This window comes from Microbacterium sp., assembly GCF_026393345.1.
In the GTDB taxonomy this organism is placed as follows: domain Bacteria; phylum Actinomycetota; class Actinomycetes; order Actinomycetales; family Microbacteriaceae; genus Microbacterium.
On sequence record NZ_JAPLAI010000048.1, the window covers coordinates 62960 to 80078 of the forward strand.

General features: G+C 71.6%; 19 protein-coding genes. 7 read left to right on the plus strand and 12 right to left on the minus strand.

The features are described from left to right. Positions 1–29: 29 nt before the first annotated feature. The 3 genes from hemL (at position 30) to NT132_RS09135 (ending at position 2768) form a co-directional block, all read left to right on the plus strand. On the plus strand, positions 30–1355 hold the full coding sequence (hemL, locus tag NT132_RS09125; protein WP_297787639.1) for a glutamate-1-semialdehyde 2,1-aminomutase: 1326 nt from the start codon (positions 30–32) through the stop codon (positions 1353–1355). A 13-nt stretch (positions 1356–1368) separates the two neighbouring features. Further along, on the plus strand, positions 1369–2340 hold the full coding sequence (cofD, locus tag NT132_RS09130; RefSeq protein ID WP_297787641.1) for a 2-phospho-L-lactate transferase: 972 nt from the start codon (positions 1369–1371) through the stop codon (positions 2338–2340). Between the two features lie 77 nt (positions 2341–2417). After that, the gene (locus tag NT132_RS09135; RefSeq protein WP_297787747.1) at positions 2418–2768 is read left to right on the plus strand and encodes a transposase; all 351 of its coding nucleotides are present in this window, start codon (positions 2418–2420) and stop codon (positions 2766–2768) included. Between the two features lie 28 nt (positions 2769–2796). Here NT132_RS09135 and NT132_RS09140 read toward each other — a convergent pair whose 3' ends face one another. From NT132_RS09140 to cofG, 8 genes are all read right to left on the minus strand, one after another. Further along, the gene (locus NT132_RS09140) at positions 2797–3117 is read right to left on the minus strand and encodes a hypothetical protein (protein WP_297787643.1); all 321 of its coding nucleotides are present in this window, start codon (positions 3115–3117) and stop codon (positions 2797–2799) included. A gap of 12 nt (positions 3118–3129) precedes the next feature. Continuing rightward, on the minus strand, positions 3130–3330 hold the full coding sequence (locus tag NT132_RS09145; RefSeq protein WP_297787645.1) for a hypothetical protein: 201 nt from the start codon (positions 3328–3330) through the stop codon (positions 3130–3132). A 22-nt stretch (positions 3331–3352) separates the two neighbouring features. Continuing rightward, on the minus strand, positions 3353–3727 hold the full coding sequence (locus NT132_RS09150) for a hypothetical protein (RefSeq protein ID WP_297787647.1): 375 nt from the start codon (positions 3725–3727) through the stop codon (positions 3353–3355). 16 nt (positions 3728–3743) lie between these two features. Next, a complete protein-coding gene (locus NT132_RS09155) occupies positions 3744–5057 on the minus strand; it encodes a TNT domain-containing protein (RefSeq protein ID WP_297787649.1) in 1314 nt (437 codons plus the stop codon). Between the two features lie 165 nt (positions 5058–5222). After that, complete coding sequence (locus NT132_RS09160) at positions 5223–5861, minus strand: NTP transferase domain-containing protein (protein WP_297787651.1); 639 nt, start codon at positions 5859–5861, stop codon at positions 5223–5225. 80 nt (positions 5862–5941) lie between these two features. Next, positions 5942–6955: a glucose-6-phosphate dehydrogenase (coenzyme-F420) gene (gene fgd / locus NT132_RS09165; RefSeq protein ID WP_297787653.1), complete on the minus strand. Its 1014-nt coding sequence runs from the start codon at positions 6953–6955 to the stop codon at positions 5942–5944. After that, a complete protein-coding gene (locus tag NT132_RS09170) occupies positions 6952–8439 on the minus strand; it encodes an NAD(P)/FAD-dependent oxidoreductase (RefSeq protein WP_297787655.1) in 1488 nt (495 codons plus the stop codon). The genes fgd and NT132_RS09170 overlap by 4 nt, the downstream gene beginning before the upstream one ends. Continuing rightward, positions 8439–10820: a 7,8-didemethyl-8-hydroxy-5-deazariboflavin synthase CofG gene (gene cofG, locus NT132_RS09175; RefSeq protein ID WP_297787656.1), complete on the minus strand. Its 2382-nt coding sequence runs from the start codon at positions 10818–10820 to the stop codon at positions 8439–8441. Before cofG ends, NT132_RS09170 begins: the two co-directional genes overlap by 1 nt. Before the next feature lie 114 nt (positions 10821–10934). On the opposite strand from cofG, the gene NT132_RS09180 reads away from it, so the two are divergent. Next, entirely contained in the window at positions 10935–11372 is a 438-nt protein-coding gene (locus tag NT132_RS09180) for a hypothetical protein (RefSeq protein ID WP_297787658.1), read from the plus strand. Positions 11373–11397: 25 nt separating this feature from the next. On the opposite strand, the gene NT132_RS09185 is transcribed toward NT132_RS09180, so the two are convergent. The 4 genes from NT132_RS09185 to NT132_RS09200 all read right to left on the minus strand — a co-directional run bounded on the left by NT132_RS09185 (position 11398) and on the right by NT132_RS09200 (position 14286). Continuing rightward, positions 11398–11712: a hypothetical protein gene (locus NT132_RS09185; RefSeq protein WP_297787660.1), complete on the minus strand. Its 315-nt coding sequence runs from the start codon at positions 11710–11712 to the stop codon at positions 11398–11400. Between the two features lie 14 nt (positions 11713–11726). Then, on the minus strand, positions 11727–12131 hold the full coding sequence (locus NT132_RS09190) for a YbaB/EbfC family nucleoid-associated protein (protein WP_297787662.1): 405 nt from the start codon (positions 12129–12131) through the stop codon (positions 11727–11729). Between the two features lie 74 nt (positions 12132–12205). Continuing rightward, entirely contained in the window at positions 12206–13018 is an 813-nt protein-coding gene (locus tag NT132_RS09195; protein WP_297787665.1) for an ABC transporter permease subunit, read from the minus strand. Beyond that, positions 13015–14286 (minus strand): ATP-binding cassette domain-containing protein, encoded by a 1272-nt coding sequence (locus NT132_RS09200; RefSeq protein WP_297787667.1) that lies wholly within the window; start codon positions 14284–14286, stop codon positions 13015–13017. Before NT132_RS09200 ends, NT132_RS09195 begins: the two co-directional genes overlap by 4 nt. A gap of 132 nt (positions 14287–14418) precedes the next feature. On the opposite strand from NT132_RS09200, the gene NT132_RS09205 reads away from it, so the two are divergent. The 3 genes from NT132_RS09205 to NT132_RS09215 are packed head-to-tail and all read left to right on the plus strand — an operon-like array spanning position 14419 to position 16905. Then, positions 14419–15564 carry an enoyl-CoA hydratase/isomerase family protein gene (locus NT132_RS09205; RefSeq protein ID WP_297787669.1) on the plus strand — a complete coding sequence of 382 codons (1146 nt, stop codon included), beginning with the start codon at positions 14419–14421 and terminating at the stop codon, positions 15562–15564. A gap of 4 nt (positions 15565–15568) precedes the next feature. Then, a complete protein-coding gene (locus NT132_RS09210; RefSeq protein WP_297787671.1) occupies positions 15569–16393 on the plus strand; it encodes an LssY C-terminal domain-containing protein in 825 nt (274 codons plus the stop codon). Beyond that, a complete protein-coding gene (locus NT132_RS09215; RefSeq protein ID WP_297787673.1) occupies positions 16390–16905 on the plus strand; it encodes a hypothetical protein in 516 nt (171 codons plus the stop codon). Before NT132_RS09210 ends, NT132_RS09215 begins: the two co-directional genes overlap by 4 nt. Positions 16906–17119 lie beyond the last annotated feature (214 nt).

Below are 17119 nucleotides of genomic sequence, written 5' to 3' on the forward strand. Positions count from 1 at the left end.
AAGTCTCGCGAGCCCCGATGGAGACAACGATGAACGACCGCAACGACGACCTGTTCGAGCGCGGGCAGGCCGCGATTCCCGGCGGCGTGAACTCGCCGGTGCGGGCCTACGGCTCCGTCGGTGGCGCGCCCCGGTTCCTCGCGTCGGCGCGCGGCGCATACGTGACGGATGCGGCCGGCACCGAGTACGTCGACCTCGTCGCCAGCTGGGGCCCCGCCCTCCTCGGCCACGCCCACCCCGAGATCGTCGAGGCAGTCCGTGAGGCCGCCGGCCGCGGGCTCTCGTTCGGCGCCCCCACCGAGGGCGAGGTCGAGCTCGCCGAGGTGATCGCCGGCCGCGTGCAGGTCGGCGACGCCGCCCCGGTCGAGAAGGTGCGGCTCGTGTCCACCGGCACCGAGGCCACCATGACCGCCATCCGGCTCGCCCGCGGCTACACCGGCCGCGACCTGCTGGTGAAGTTCGCCGGCCACTACCATGGCCACTCCGACGGGCTGCTGGCCTCCGCCGGCTCCGGCGTCACGACCCTGGGCCTGCCTGCCTCCGCCGGCGTTCCCGCCCCGATCGTGGCGCAGACCCTCGTCGTGCCCTACAACGACCTGGACGCGCTGCGCGAGGTCTTTGCCGTGCACGGCGACCGCATCGCCGCCGTCATCGTCGAGGCAGCCGCCGCGAACATGGGCGTCGTCGCGCCGCTCCCCGGCTTCAATGCCGCGCTCACTGAGCTGGCCCACCAGCACGGCGCGCTCCTCATCCTCGACGAGGTGCTGACCGGCTTCCGCGTGCACTCCGCCGGCTTCTGGGGCCTGCAGCAGGAGGCGGGCGAGACCTACACCCCCGACCTCTTCACCTTCGGCAAGGTCGTCGGCGGCGGGATGCCGCTGGCCGCCCTCGGCGGACGCGCAGACGTCATGGACAAGCTCGCCCCGGTCGGCCCCGTCTACCAGGCGGGCACCCTGAGCGGGAACCCGCTGTCGGTCGCGGCGGGACTTGCCACCCTCCGCCTCGCGACGCCCGACGTGTACGCCCGGGTGAACACCGCCGCCGAGGTCGTCGCCACCGCGCTGTCGGGGGCGCTGGAGATCGCCGGGGTGCCGCACAGCGTCCCCCGCGCCGGCAACCTCTTCGGCGTCGCGTTCCTCCCCGAGGCGCCGCACACCTACGCCCGCGCCCTCGAGCAGGAGGCCTGGCGCTACCCGGCGTTCTTCCACGCGATGCTGGATGCGGGCGTCTCGCTGCCGCCGAGCGTGTACGAGGCCTGGTTCCTCACCGCCGCCCACGACGACACGGCCCTCGGGCGCATCGTCGCGGCGCTCCCCGCTGCCGCGCGCGCCGCCGCAGCGGCCACGCAGGCCTGACGCGCTGCGAGGGATGACTGTGGACACCGCATCCGCCCGTGTCGTCGTGCTCGCCGGCGGCGTCGGCGGCTCGAAGTTCACTCTGGGGGTTCGCGAGGCGCTGCGCCGTGCGGGCGCACCCGCCGCGACCGTGGTGGTCAACACCGGCGACGATCTGTGGCTGTCCGGGGTGCGGCTGCAGCCCGACATCGATTCGGTGCTCTACGCCCTGAGTGGTGTGAACGACAGCGTGCGCGGCTGGGGTCGCACCGGTGACACCGAACGTGTGAACGCGGAACTGCAGGCGTGGGGTGCGGGGTGGCCCTGGTTCACGCTCGGTGACCTCGACCTCGGCACCCACCTCGCCCGGACCGGGTGGCTGCGCGACGGGCTCACGGTGACGCAGGTGGTGGAGCGGTTGTCGCAGCGCTGGAACCTCGGCGTCCGGATGCTGCCCATGACCGACACCGAGGTCGACACCCACGTGCTGCTTCAGGACGGGCGGCGGATGCACTTCCAGGAGTGGTGGACCCGCCACCGGGCGACCCTCGCCCCCGCGGAGTTCGAGAACCCGGGCATGGCCGAGGCGCTGCCCGCCCCCGGCGTCGTCGAGGCGATCGCGGATGCGGACGTGGTGCTGATCGCCCCCTCGAACCCGGTTGTGTCGATCGGTCCGATCCTCGCCGTCCCCGGCATCCGTGCGGCGCTGCGGGCGACCGCGGCCCCCGTCGGCGGGGTGTCGCCGATCATCGGCGGGAAGGTCGTCCGCGGTATGGCCGATGTCTGCCTCACCGCGATCGGCGTCGAGACGTCGGCCGCCGCGGTCGCCGCGCATTACGGGGCGCGCAGCGGCGGGGGAGTGCTCGACGCATGGCTGATGGCCGAGGAAGACGCGGATGCTGCCGCAGCCGTCGACGGGCTCGGCATCCGCGCCGTGGTGGCGCCCCTCTGGATGCGGGATCTCGAGCACTCCGCCGCGCTCGCCGACGCCGCCCTTCGGGCCTAGGGGCGTGTTGCCAAACACGTCTGAAACGCTCGCGGGCGAGTCTTGAACACGTGTCGCGTGATGCGATCTCGGATGAAGTGTGGGCTGTGATCGGTTCGTTGTTCCCGAACGCCAAGTCGACCGGGCGGCCCCCGGTGGATCGCCGGGCGGTGGTCGAGGCGACAGCGTGGCGGTATCGCACCGGGGCGCCGTGGCGAGATGTGCCGGAGCGGTTCGGCAACGGGAACACGATCTACAAGAACTTCAACAGGTGGGCCAAGCGGGGCGCGGACTGGACCAAGATCGTCACCAGTCGTCGCAGGGAGCCGGAGTGCGGGGAACATCATCTCGACTTCGACCTGAGGCCCTCTGACGATCTGATCGCCCACACGACCATCCTGTCATCGCGAACGCCGAACACCTCAAGAGAGTTCAGCCACACGGCCTAGGCCCCCACGTGTGACCCAGGTGACCGGGTCACTGGCCGAACTGCAGGTAGCCCCACCGCCACGTCAGTGCCTCGATGGCCGGCTCGCCGAGCTGCGGCAACAGCGACCTAAGGCGGGCGGAGAGGCGCCCGCGAAGAGCACGATCGAACGGCGCGACCTGCTCGAAAGCCAGGGTGTCGGACACCCGCACGGCGTCCTTCACCTGTGCGAGGAGCCCTCCGGGGTGCTGAGGTGCCAGGGCCGCGACCGCGGCAGCATCCCTCGTGGGAACCTTGCCCCTTCCCCTGCCGACGTACGCGACGATGGCGGCGTCGAGCAGCGCCCGTCCCGTCGGCTCATCGACGGCCATAGCACGCTCCGTTCATGCGTCGTAGCGACGGTGCATCCACCGCCAGGTGAGCGCGTAGCGTCCTCGTACTCCGAGGTCCGGCACGAGTTCCCGGAACCGCTCGTTGAGGCGGGAAGGAAGGCCGGGGGCGAGCGGACCGACGTCGTCGGGGGACACCGTGTCCAAGCGCCGGACCGCATCCACGACCCGCTGGGTCAGTGCGTCGGCGCTCATCCTCGCGGTGCCGTCCCGTCGGTCACGACGAGGAGGACTGTTCCAGCGCCGCCATCCGTCGACGGATCTCGTCGCCGCTGGCCGCGGCGGCAGCCTCCTCGTCGGGGGTGTACGTGCGGAAGCCGGATCGTGCCTCTCGAACGTAGTTCCACGCCCATTCGCAGGCCGCACTCTCGTCCGCGAAGCGAAGCGGCACTCCCTCCGCGTCTCGCGCGACGGTGACCTTCTCGCGAAGATCGCCCAGGGTGGCAGTGAAGGTGCCGTCCGCCTCGCGAACCAGCGTGACCAGCGCGGACGCCGGCGCCTCATCGATCGCCATCGAGACGAAGTACGGGACTGTCGCCCTGTCGATCCCGGGCAGGGTGGCGACGCGATCCGCCAGTTCTTCGTAGTTCATCTGTCGTCCTCTTGTGTCACTTCACCCGGATATGACCGGACTCGATCCATTGTGCGATGCCACCGGGGAAATGAAACTGGTACCCGCCCCCGGGCTGTTGGAAGTCCGGCGCGATGTGGCCGAACCGGACCTCGTCGGGGAGAGGTTTGACCACTTCGAGCTGATAGTGCTGGAAGGGCGGCGAGAGACGGTCCGGGGGCAGGCTCTGGGTGGGGAAACCCGTGCCGGGCGGAGACGCGAACTCGCCGGTGTCATCGAGGCCGCGGACGGGGGAGATCCTGTCGAGAATCGTGCCGGGCGGGGCCACCTGGTTGCCGGGGACGATCGTCTTCGAGGTGTCGAAACCGTTCTCACCCGGCCAGCGCCAGTCGGGGTAGCCGCTTTCGGTGAAGCGCCTGAGATGGGTGTCGATGAACTCGTCGCCGTCCAACCCGCCGAAGGGGTGGTAGCCCGGGATCTGCGCCTGCGCGGCCCAGTCCTCCATGTCCTGGATGAGCTTCTTCCGCCGGGGGTCGAGACGCCGGACGCCGGGAAGCGCGGCGACGGACTCCCGGGCGGAGTGTGCCGCGGACTTCCCGCCCTTGAGGACCTTGTCGAACAGGTCACCGGCGTTGCGCAGCAGCACCTTGAGCTCGTCGAGCAGTTTCATGAGGCTCTTGCACGACTGCAGCACTGCGGTCACCTTGCTACCGACCTTGGCAGCGAGGCTCGCGACGCGGGTGGAGACCTGCTCGATGATCCAGGGGGTGGCAAGGCCCAGGCTGAAGACCGCTTCCGCCGCCCAGGAGATCGCCGAGCCGACGAGCTGGGAGAGGACGTCGCGGACAAGATCGTGGACGACCTGCACGATGGTGGAGGCCACCTCGAGGCCGGTGGCCATGGCGCCCGCCCATCGCCCGGCGGCGCGGATGTGCTCGGCGGAATCGGCCTGGAACCGGCGGTACGCGTCGATCGCCTGGCCGGCCAGCTCATCGAGATCCCCGACGACGCGCTCGAGCTCCTGCGCGGCGCTGTCCAGCTGCGCCTCCATGTTCGACCAGGTCTGCGCGAAACCGGCGACTTCACCGGCGTCTCCGGTGAGATCGTTCATCCAGCCCTTGAGGGGCTCCATGTGATCCATCAGCCAGCCGAGGCCGGCCCCGATCAGGGACCCCAGTGGATCGGAGACCGTTGCGACCGTGTCCGCGGCGGTCGAGAACGCGGCGAGGCCGCCCATGACCCAGTCGCCGGATTCGATCGCTTCGGCAAGCTGCGTGCCGGAGTCGAGGATTCCCGCGCCGCTGAAGGGCGTGGCGGTGTCGATCGGGCCCGCGACGAGAGGATTGCTCATGCCACCGCTCCGCTCTCATCCATCACGTCCCACAGCGTACGACCACGTCCGGGTGGGTGTTCGAGGGCTGTGGACAACCGGGCTAGAGCTTCCGGGGGCTGCGGCCCTGCGCTCACCCCTCACGGCAGACGGGACACCCCTGCTCGTCCCCGCGGACCTGATCGGTCAACGGTGTCCCCTCTGTGGTGGCGGTTCGGCCACTCCTGTCGTCATGGCGGCGTGCGTGTGGTCGCCGACGAGAGCGGAGATCGCGTGCAGCTGCGGCAGGGTGTCCACATCCCGGCGGAGTCCCGCGGCCGCATCCACCGACAGCGCGACGCAGCCGAGCCCGAGGTGCGCCGTGTACGACCCGGCGCCGAACGCGGATGCCCAGGGTGTCCCGGCGCGGGCGGTGACGAGGGTGGAGCCGGTGCCCTCCGCATCCGGGACCACTGCGCGCTCCTGCCCCGCGGCCTGTGTCAGGGCAGCGGTGAGCTCGTCCGAGCGGAGGCCGGGCAGGTCGCCGAGGAGCGCCGCGCGGGGAACGCCCTCGCCCGCGTCCGCCATACCCTGCGCGATGGCGGCGTTGAGCCCGCCGCCCTGGTCCGCGACGACCTCGACCCGGTCCCATCCGGCGATCGTGGCGGTCGTGTCGGCATCCGAGGTCACGACGATGACCCGCGCGACGGCCGCAGCGGCGCTCGCCGCGGCCACGGTGTCGAGCCCGATGGCCCGCACCAGGCCCTCATCGGCCCCGCCCAGGCGGGACTTGCCGCGGACTGCCGGCTTCAGCGGTACGACGACGGTCCACTCCGGTGCGCACAATTCAGGCAGAATCGGCGCCGGCTGCGCCCCCGGAGCCGGATCGGCAGATTCTGCCTGAATTATGCGCGCGAAGGAGTTGCTCACTCCCCGAACCGGGCGCGCAGCCGCGGCAGGATCTCCGCCCCGTACATGCGCAGGAACTCCTCCTGGTTCTCCCCCGGGTCGTGGAACACCAGGTGACGGAAGCCGAGGTCGACGTACTGCGCGATCTTCTCCACGTGCTCGTCGGGGTCGGTCGAGACGATGAACCGGGATGCCGCCCGCTCGATGGGCAGCTCGTCGCCGCGGCGCTGCATCTCGATGGGGTCGTGGATGCCCATCTTCTCCTCCGGGCTGAGCGCCAGCGGCGCCCAGAACCGAGTCTTCTGCAGTGCGGTGTCGTGGTCCGGGTGGTACGAGACCTTGACCTCCATCAGGGTGTCGATGGCGTCGGCCGGACGGCCCGCCTTCTCCAGCCCCTCCTGCAGCGCCGGCAGCAGCGTCTCGGAGTACAGCTTCGGGTCCTTGCCGCTCGTGGTGATGAACCCGTCCGCGATGCGGCCGGCCAGGCGGGTGGCGGCAGGACCGGCAGCCCCGATGTAGATCGGCACCGGGGTCGTGGGCCGGTCGTACACCGTGGCGTCGGTGACGTGCCAGAAGTTCCCCTCATAGGTGACGCGCTCGCCCGCCCACAGCTTCTCGATGAGGGTGATGGCCTCTTTCAGACGCTGGAACCGCTCCGGCGCATCCGGCCACGGAAGTCCCAGGGTCACCTCGTTCAGCGCCTCACCGGTGCCGACGCCCAGCACGATGCGGCCGGGGAACATGACGCCGAGGGTCGCGAACGCCTGCGCGACCACCGCCGGGTGATAGCGGAAGGTGGGGGTCAGCACCGAGGTGCCGAGGATGATCCGCTTCGTCCGCGCACCGACAGCGCCGAGCCACGGGAGTGCCGCGGGAGCGTGCCCGCCCTCGTGCATCCACGGCTGGAAGTGATCGGAGATGAACACCGAGTCGAAGCCCATCTCCTCCGCGAGGACCGCGTAGTCGGCGAGCTGATCCGGGGCGAACTGCTCGGCCGAGGCCTTGTAACCCAACCGCAGGGGCACAGTCATGACTCTCCTCTCGCCCGCGACGGATCGCGGGGCTCCTCCGTTGCGGCGACGAATTCGTCACCGCGACACTCCGTCAGCAGCGTCCGGAACGCCGCGACCGTTCCCGGCCACAGCAGGGTCAACCGGCCCGATCTCTCGTCGACGTACCAGTTGTCGCATCCGCCGGCGACCCAGGGGGTGGATGCGGCGGCCTCATCGATCCGGGCGGTGTAGGCCTTTTCGGCCTCGGGGCGCACCCGCAGCACGCCGCCGCGCCGGTCGCGTTCGTCGAGGGCGCGGACGACGTACTCGGCCTGCGCCTCCGCCATCAGCACCGCCGAGTTGTGGCCGAGGGAGGCGTTCGGGCCGTTGAGGACGAACAGGTTCGGAAAGCCCGAGACCACGGTCGACGCGAACGAGGTCATCCCCGCCGACCAGTGCTGGGCGAGGGTTTCGCTCTCCCCGCGCACCGTATCGGCATAGGGCTGCTGGGAGCTCGCGAAACCGGTGGCCAGGACGAGCACATCGGCCTCGCGGCGCGCTCCGCTCGCGGCCACGAGAGTGCCGTCGTCGACGGCGGCCAGTGCCGTCGGTTCGAGTGTCACGGCGTCGGAGGCGACCGCGGGATAGAAATCGTCTGACAGCAGCACCCGCTTGCAGCCGAAGGCATAGCCGGGGGTGAGCGCGCTGCGCAGGGCAGGGTCGGTGATCTGTGCGTGGAGGTGGGTGAGAGCCGTCTGCTGCGCCTCGGCTGCGGCGACCGCATCCCCGGACCGGGACGCGAATCGCGCCTCGCCTTCAAGATAAAGGTCCTCGCGGATGGCCGACAGCACGGACGGATGCTGCGCGAACCGATCCCGCTCCGCGTCCGTGTACGTCCGTCCCTCGCGCGGCACGATCCACGCCGGCGTTCGCTGGAACAGGGTCACCTGCGCGCCACGGCGGACGAGCTCGGGCACGAGCTGGACCGCGGAGGCGCCGGTGCCGACGACCGCCACGCGGGTGCCACGGAGCGACACGCTGTGGTCCCAGCGGCCGGTGTGGAAGATGGGCCCGGCGAAGGACTCGAGACCGCGCACCTCCGGGATGCGGGGTTCGGTCAGCCGGCCGCACGCGAGCACGAGGCTCCGCGCTTCGGTGATGGCGGGATCGGGGCCGCCCGTCTCCAGCCGCCACCGGTCCTCGGCCCAGGTGGCTGCCAGGAGCGGCGTGCGCAGCCGCAGGCGGGCCTCCAGTCCCTCCCGGACAGCGACCTCGCCGAGGTACGACTGGATCTCCGCACCGGTCGCGTAGACCCCGGACCAGGATGGGTTCGGATGCTGCGCGAAGCCGTAGAGGTGGCTCGGGACGTCGCAGGCGACGCCGGGGTAGGTGTTGTCGCGCCAGGTGCCGCCGATCGTCTCCGCGCGCTCGAGGATGGTGAAGTCCCGGCGGCCGGCTGCCTGCAGGGCCATGCCCATACCGAGCCCGGCGAACCCGGCCCCCACGATCGCGACGTCGAGCATCAGCGCAGCGCCGCCTTCCGCTCCGCGGCCGGCTCGCGGTAGTCGGTGGCGCGCTGGCGCAGCGGCCGGAACAACGGCCGCACCAGGCGTTCCGCATCCGCGAGGGGGAGTTCGAGACCGTGTTCGATCCCCGTCTCCGGGCGCACCCGTCCGTCGAGGAGCGTACCGCCGAGGTCGTCGCCGCCCGCCTGCAGCAGGACGGCAGAGACCGTCCGGCCGTGGCGCGTCCACGGGATCTGCACGTGCGGGATGCTGCCCGACAGCAGCAGTCGCGCGACGGCGACCATCGCCCGGTGCTCGTCGAGGAGCGCGCGACCGGCGACGAGCGGGACGCCGCCCTGCGGGCCGGGGAGCGGAATCGGGACGAACTCGGCGAAGCCGCCGGTGCGGTCCTGGATCGTGCGCAGCCGGCGCAGGTGCGCGACGCGCTCGGCCGCGGTCTCCACGTGCCCGTAGAACAGCACGCTGGTGGAGCGGAAACCCGCCTCGTGCGCCGCGGTGATGCCCTCGGTCCACCGGTCGATGTCGAGGTCGCCGGGGGCGACGATGCCGCGCACCCGCTCGGAGAGCACCTTCACCCCGGTACCGGGAACTGTGCGGACCCCCGCCTCCCGCATCGCGGCGAGGGCGCCGGAGAGTCCGAGACCGCCGCGGTCGGCGAGGTCCCAGACGTCCTGCGGGCGGTACGCGTGCAGGTGGATTCCGGGGGCAGCGGTCGTGAGGGTGCGGGCGATGTCGAGGTACGCCTGCGGGTCCTCGGTGGGCGGCAGAACACCCTGCACGCAGATCTCGGTGGCGCCGAGGCCGAACGCGTCGGCCGCGATCCCGGCGGCATCTGCGAGGTCGAACTCGTCGGGGGCTGCGGCGCCCGCGGCCCGGAACCCGGAGGAGGTGAGGTTGCGGTTGACGACGATGCTCACCGCCTCGCCCACCGTGAAGCGGCGGACGGTGTCGGCGGTCGCGGCGAGCGCGTCGAGGCCGTCGCCGGTGGCTTCGAGCAGGGCGACCCATTCGTGGTCGTCGAGCTGCAGCGGGTCGGCCGCCGCGCGCTCCGCGAGGGCACGCACACCCTGCGCCATCGTCCGCGTCGCACCCTGCGGTGCCGCGGCCGCGGCCGCGGGCGCTGCATCCGTGAGGGCGCGGACGGCGGGGGACGGCGACGCGGCGCGGGCGAGCCCGGATGCGGGATCGGCGAGGGCGGCGACGGGGGTATGCAGCATGGGGTCGATCCACGCCTCGGGCGCGCGGACATACTCGGGATGCGCGGTGAGGCGTTCGCGCAGCTCGTAGCCGAGGTCGGCGGTGCGGGCGGCGAGTTCATCCACGTGCGGCCACGGGCGCTCCGGGTTCACGTGGTCGGCGGTCAGCGGCGACACCCCGCCCCAGTCGTCGATGCCGGCGCCGACGAGCAGATCGAACTCGCCGGGATCGGAGAGGTTCGGCGGCACCTGCACCCGCATCCGGGGGCCCATCACGATGCGCGCGGAGGCGACGACCGTGGCGTACTCGAGCAGGTCGGCGTCGGGGACGTCCTGCATGGCGGTGCGGGGCTTCGCGCGGAAGTTCTGCACGATGACCTCCTGCACATGACCGTGCCGGGCCTGGGCGTCGCGTAGCGCGATCAGGGAGTCGGCGCGGTCGCGCGCCGTCTCACCGATGCCGACGAGGATGCCGGTGGTGAAGGGGATGCGGGCGGCCCCGGCGTCGTCGATGACCTGGAGCCGGACGGCCGGATCCTTGTCGGGGGAGCCGAAGTGCGGCTGCCCGGGCTCCTCGAACAGGCGCCGCGAGGTGGTCTCGAGCATCATGCCCATCGACGGGGCGGTGGGCCGCAGGCTCGCGAGCTCCGCCGCGGACATCACGCCGGGGTTGAGGTGGGCCAGCATCCCGGTCTCGGCCGTGATGAGCCGGGCGATGTGCCCCACGTAGTCGAGCGTGGAGGCGAAGCCATGCGCGTCGAGCCAGTCCCGGGCCTCCGGCCACCGCTCCTCGGGGCGGTCGCCGAGGGTGAGCAGGGCCTCCTTGCAGCCGAGCGCCTGCCCCTGCCGCACCACCTGCAGCACCTCGTCCGGCGACATGAACGCCGGGCGGTGCTTGCGCAGCAGCTGACCGGGGGTGTCGACGAAGATGCAGTAGTGGCAGCGGTCGCGGCACAGCGTCGTCAGCGGCACGAACACCTTGCGGGAGTACGTGATGACGCCGGGCCGGCCGGCCAGCACCAGCCCCTCGTCGCGAAGGGCCGCGGCTGCCGCGAACAGCTCGTCCCGATCGGGGCCGGTCGCCGTCACCAGGGCGAGCGCGTCGTCGAGCGTCAGCTCTTCTCCCGCGGCCGCGCGCTGCAGCACGGAACGGACGCCGGAGGGGACGGGGGAGTCGAACACCCTGCCAGTCTTCCACCGTGACGTGTCGCGGAGGCGACGACGGCGCATCCGATCGTTGCGGGTCTGTAAGCAAATGTCCGAACGCGGGGGGAGGGTCGCTGGCAAACTGGACACATGGTGACGCTCATGCTCGACTCGGCTGCGCTCGAGATCGTGCTGGCGCCCGCGGAGAAGGCGCTCGCCGTCCGCAAGCGCAGCCTCACGATCGCCCGGACCGCGATCGTCCGCGTGCAGCTGACCGACGACCCGTGGACGTGGCTGCGTGGCGTGCGTTCGCCCGGCACGTACATCCCCGCGACGCTCGCGGCCGGAACCTGGCGCTATGCCGGGGGCAAGGACTTCGCGCTCATCCGCCGCAACCGCCCGGGTGTCGTGATCGATCTCGAGGGGCACGACGAGTTCCAGCGCGTGATCCTCTCGACCCGGCACGGCCTGGCCCTGGTGCGGGCGTTGCGCCTGGAGGGTCACGCGGAGCCGGAGGACGTCGCCGAGATCGTGGCTGCGCCCGCCAAGAAGCCCCGCGCGGCGAAGCCCAGGCCCGCGACCGCCTGAGCAGCCCCGACGCCGCGGGTGTCGGTCAGAGCCCGCCTTCGAGCGTGCGAACGGCCTGCTCCACCGTCTCCTCGTATGCCGCAATGTCGGAACCGACGCCGCGGATCTCGGTGGCCGAACGCCGCACCATCCCCTCGGCGGCGGCAATCGCCTGCGTCGCCATGCTCGCCGCGAGGGTGGCGGGCGGTGCGAGGAACGCGCACAGCATGCCGAACGCCCCACCCGACATGTTGGTGGACGACCCGGCGTCGCGGGCGACCGCGATGTCGGAGGCGACCGTCTCCACGCGCGCGGCGTGCGAAAGGATGAGCTCGTGGTCGATCGCGATCCGGTCGGTCATGACGTCTCCCTGTCTCAGTCGGTGAGGGTCGTACCGTCCGCCGACGGCGGTACGCGGTCGAGCTCGGCGCGCAGATGGTCGACCACGCTGGACTTCTCCCCGAACACCTCGGCGGTCAGCGCCACAGCCTTCTCCCCGGCGGCGCGCTGCGCCTTGTTGGCGGTCTCGACGATCATGCGGCCGAGGTCGCGCGGGGCGAGTTCTAGGGCGGCATCCGCGAGCTCGACGTTCGCCAGGCGGCCGGAGGCGTCGACCGTCACGGTCACCTCGCGGCGCGCGGATGCGGCGACGCCGCGCACGGCATCGATGTCGGCCCGCAGCTGTCTCGCCTGCACCGCCCGCGCCTGCGCCTGCGCGATCTGATCCTCCACACGCGCGATGGCTGCATCCGCGTCCCCCATTGCGAAGAAGTCACTCACCTGGCCAGGGTACGCCGCGTGGACCGCCCATCCAAAGGCCTTGTGGACAACTCCCCGCCGAGCAGCTGCAGCGCTCAGGCGACGTCGCGCCGCCAGCTGAAGATATGGCCGACGAGCAGCAGCACCAGGGCGTAGCCGAGGAGGACGGCGCCGCCGGCCCACCACTCCAGCGCCGAGCCGCCGGCCGCCATCGCGCCGAAGACGCTGGAGCCGACGAGGGCGTCCCCGGCCGCACCCGGTAGGTACCGGGCGGCGTCGGAGAGTCCCTCGACGAATGATCCGCCCAGGCGGAGCAACGGCTCCACGAACTGGGTGAACGCCAAGACGATGACGATCGCGGCCACCTGATTGCGGACGACGAGGCCGGTGCCGATGCCGACGAGCACCCACAGCACGAATGCGATGAGGATGCGGCCGAGCATCGCCCAGGTGTCGGGCGAGGTGAGCTCGGGATCAAGGCCGAAGGCGGACAGGATGCCGGCGACGGCGCCGACGGTCACGATCACCGCGATCGCACCGTAGATGAGACCCATCACGGCGCCCGCGATCATCTTCGCCCACAGCACCGTGCCGCGGCGGGGTGTCGCGAGGAAGGTCAGGGTGAGGGTCTTGTGCCGGAACTCGCCGGTGACCAGCAGGGTGCCGATCAGCAGTGGGAAGACGTATCCGATCGAATTCGCCAGGCTGTACAGCATCCCGGTCGATCCGTCGCCGAGGCCGGTGGCGGTGCTGTCGGGCAGGACGCCGCTGGCGCTGGCACCGATCGCCGCGCTGATCCCGGCGGCACTTACGCCGACGTAGAGCGCCAGGACGAGGGCCAGGACCCACCAGATGGCGGTGGTGAACTGTTTCGTCAGTTCGGAGGAGGTGGCGCGGCCCAGGCTCACGGCTTGTCCCCTTCTTCCGGCTCGGAGGCATCGGTATCCACGGGAGGCCACGGTTCGTCCGCGTCAGCGTCCACGGGAGGCCAGGGCTCGTCGGCGTCGGACTCGGTTTCGGCGGTCTCCGCCTCGATCACGGTGTCGGGCAGGACCTCGACCTCGACCTCGGTCTCGTGCGTCTCGCCGGCGTCGGCGGGCGGTTCGTCGGTCGACAGGGTCTCCACGTCCGGGGCCTCCTCGGCGACGGGGCCTTCGGCCAGGTCCGCCGCATCCTCGATGAGCGGAGACGTCGGGTCCGGGGCGGCCGCCGGGCCGTTCTCCGGCTCGGAAGTCGCAGGGGATGCCGCAGGCAGGGCCAGCACCTCGGCGGGGCGGGCGATGCGCACGCCGTTGACGAGATCGAGGAACACATCCTCGAGCGAGGGGCCGCGGCGGGTCAGCAGTGACAGCGCGATCCCGGCGCGGGCGAGCGCGGCACCGACCTCGGCGGGCTCCGCACCGCGGACCGTGAGGCCGGTGCGCAGGACCTCGGGGTCCCAGCCGGCGTCGCGAAGCGCCTGCGAGAGGGCGGCGCGGTCCGGGGCGTCGACAAGCGTCGCGAACTCACTCGGATCGGTCAGTTCGTCCAGCGCGCCCGCGTAGACGAGATGGCCGCGGCTGAGGATCAGGAGGCGGTCGGCCGTCTGCTGCACTTCGCCCAGCAGATGCGACGACACCAGCACGGTACGTCCCTCCCGCGCGAACATGCGCAGGAGCGTCCGCATCCAGGTGATGCCCTCGGGGTCGAGACCGTTGGTCGGCTCGTCCAGCACGAGGATGCCGGGGTCGCCGAGCAGCGCGGTGGCAAGGCCCAGGCGCTGGCGCATGCCGAGCGAGAATCCGCCGACCTTTCGCCCCGCGACGTCGGCGAGCCCGACGAGGCCCAGGACCTCGTCGGTGCGGGAACGCGGGATCCCGGCGGCGCGGGAATACACCCGGAGATGGCCGGCGGCCGTGCGTCCGGGATGGAAGCTCGAGGCCTCCAGCGCCGCGCCGACGGTCTGGAACGGATGCGTCAGGTCGGCGTAGGCCTTCCCGCCGATGCGGGTGCGGCCCGAGGTCGGGGACACGAGCCCCAGCAGCATCCGTAGTGATGTCGTCTTGCCGGCGCCATTGGGACCGAGAAAGCCGGTCACTGCACCGGGCTCGATCGTCGCGGTGAGCTCGGACACCGCGGCCACGGGGCCGAAGGTCTTGCTCACGCTCACGAATTCGAGCACCTGGCCGTCGGGCATGGGGACCTCTCCTCGGGGGTGTTCCTCCCCATCCTGCCGGAATCACGCGGACGGAGCGAGTCGCGCCCCCGCACCCATCGACGGCGAGGCGCGGCACGACGACCCATCAGGCGGAGCGGTAACGTTGCGCTCGTGACTGAGTGGGGGACCACGACGGGCGATGCCGCATCCGTCGACGGGGTGCGGGTGCGCACCGAACGGGCGGTCGGGCGGCTGACGCTGGATCGGCCGCGCGCCCTCAACGCGCTCGACATCCACATGGTGCGGCGACTGCAGCAGACGCTCGACACATGGCGGTCCGACCCCGACATCGACGTCGTCGTGCTCGACGGCGCCGGTGACCGCGCATTCTGCGCGGGCGGTGACGTCCGGGCCCTCCGGGAACAGATTCTCGCGGGCGGTGCGGCGGATGCGGCCGTGTTCTTCCGCGACGAGTACGCGCTGAACGCCACGATCGCCGAGTACCCGGTGCCGATCGTCGCGCTCGCCGACGGCATCACGATGGGCGGGGGCATCGGTCTCGCCGGGCACGCCGCCGTGCGCATCGTGACCGAGCGGTCCCGGCTTGCAATGCCCGAGACCCGCATCGGCTTCACCCCCGACGTCGGCGGCACGTGGCTGCTCGGCCGCGCCCCGGGGCGCCTGGGTGAGTACCTGGCGCTGACCGGCGACAGCATGGATGCGGCCGACGCCGTGTATGCCGGCTTCGCCGACCACCTCATCCCGGCCGAGCGGCTGGGCGACCTGCGCGAGGCCCTCGCGTCCCGCGCCGACCCTCCCCACGTCCTCTCCGCAGATCGCTCCTGCGATCCGCGGAGCCTCGGGGTGCGTGGGCCCAACAACCCCGCCGAGATCGTGCTGCTGTTCGACGAGACGCCAGGGCCGTCCCGGCTGCAGGCCGCCCGCACCTGGATCGATGACGCCTTCGCCGCCGACACCGTCCCGGGCATCCTGGCGCGGCTCGACGCCCGTGAGGAGCCGGATGCGGCGGCGGCCGCCGCCACCCTCCGTGCGCTGTCGCCCACCGCGCTGACCGTGAACCTCGAGGCGGTCCGACGTGCCCGGGCGCTCCCCGGGCTCCGCGCGGCGCTCGAGCAGGAGTACGCCCTGGTGGATTGGTTCGCGCACACGCAGCCCGACCTGCTCGAGGGCATCCGCGCGCAACTGGTCGACAAAGACCGGTCGCCGCGCTGGCAGCCGGCCGCGCTCGACGACGTCGGCGCCGATGTCGTCGATGCGGCCTTCGCGCATGTGCCGACGGCACCCCTCTGGGGGTGAGTCGGTGAGCAGTCCCGTCCGCCGTCGCCGCCGCACCTACTCCGTCGGGATCGCCCTCGACTGGTTCTTCTTCGTCTTCGCGGGGGTCGCCGCGATCTGGCTTGCGTACCTCAGCTTCACCGAGACGTTCCGGGTCGGCTGGTGGGGTGTGCCGCTGGTCATCGTGTTCTGGCTGCTGCTGGCCTACCTCGTGCTGCCGCGCCTGCACCGCATCCTCACCACGATCTATGTGCCCGAGTACTTCATCGGCCGCACCCGGACGAGCGACGGGCTGCTGGGCGACCCGGTGAACCTTGCGCTGATGGGCGAGCCCGAACAGATCCAGCGAGCGCTGGAAACCGCCGGATGGACGCGCGCCGACCCCGTCACGCTCGGGTCGTCGTGGCGGATCGTAACGTCGACCCTCACCCGTCGCAGCTACAACGAGGCGCCCGTCAGCCCGTTGTTCCTCTTCGGCCGGATGCAGGACTTCGCCTACCAGCAGGAGGTCGACGGCAACCCGGCGCAGCGCCATCACGTCCGGTTCTGGCGGTGCCCCGACGACTGGCTGTTGCCCGGCGGTCGCCGCGTCGACTGGCTCGCCGCCGGCACCTTCGACACCGCGGTGGGGTTGTCGCTGTTCACCCTGCAGGTGACGCACCGCATCGACGCCGACACCGACATCGAACGCGACCACATCGTGCGCACCCTTACCGAGGGCCACCCGGGCGTCGCGGTCGACGTCATCCGCGACTTCTCCACCGGCTATCACTCCCGAAACGGCGGCGGAGACAGCATCCGCACCGACGGCGATCTGCCGATCATCGACGTGCGGGGGGTGACCGCGTGAGCGAGGAGCACCGCAAGCGTCCGGCCTTCGAATCCCCGACCCGGCTGGCGCAGGCGCCCGAGGCCGACTCGGCCATGAAGCGTCCGATCAGCACCGTCGCCGGGGCGGTGCTCGTGCTCCTGCGCGTCGCCGCGGGGCTCCTGTGGATGCTGGCGCTGTCGGTGCAGTGGCGCTCGATCGCGCACGACATCGACGTGCAGCTGGACGGCGTCGCGCTCAGCGCGGACGAGGTGGGCCTCGGCCTCGGGGTGCTGTGGATCGTCGTCGGCGTGGTCATGGCGACCGAGGTGGTGCTCGCGGTGCTCATCCTCCTCGGCCGGAACGGGCCGCGGGTGATCGTCATGCTGTTCGCGGTGATCTCCACCTCGACCTCGTTCGCGACGTGGGTCGCGAGCGGGCAGGAGATCCGCATCGACACGACCCTGCTGACCGTCGCCCTCGACATCCTCATCCTGCTCGCCCTGTCCAGTCGCAGCGCCGCCGCCTACGCCCGCCGTAACGACCGCCCCTGACCATCCCGCCGGTCCGTCGTTCGGATCCTGCTGGTCCTTCGTTCGGATCCTGCCGGTCCTTCGTTCGGATCCCGCTGGTGCGGACGCTGAAATCCCGGGGGTGCGGGACAAGGATGCGGCGTGTCGCCCGCGATGTCCGAACGAGGGACCGGGGTGAGGTGGGGATGTCCGAACGAGGGACCGGGGTGAGGTGGGATGTCCGAACGAAGGACCG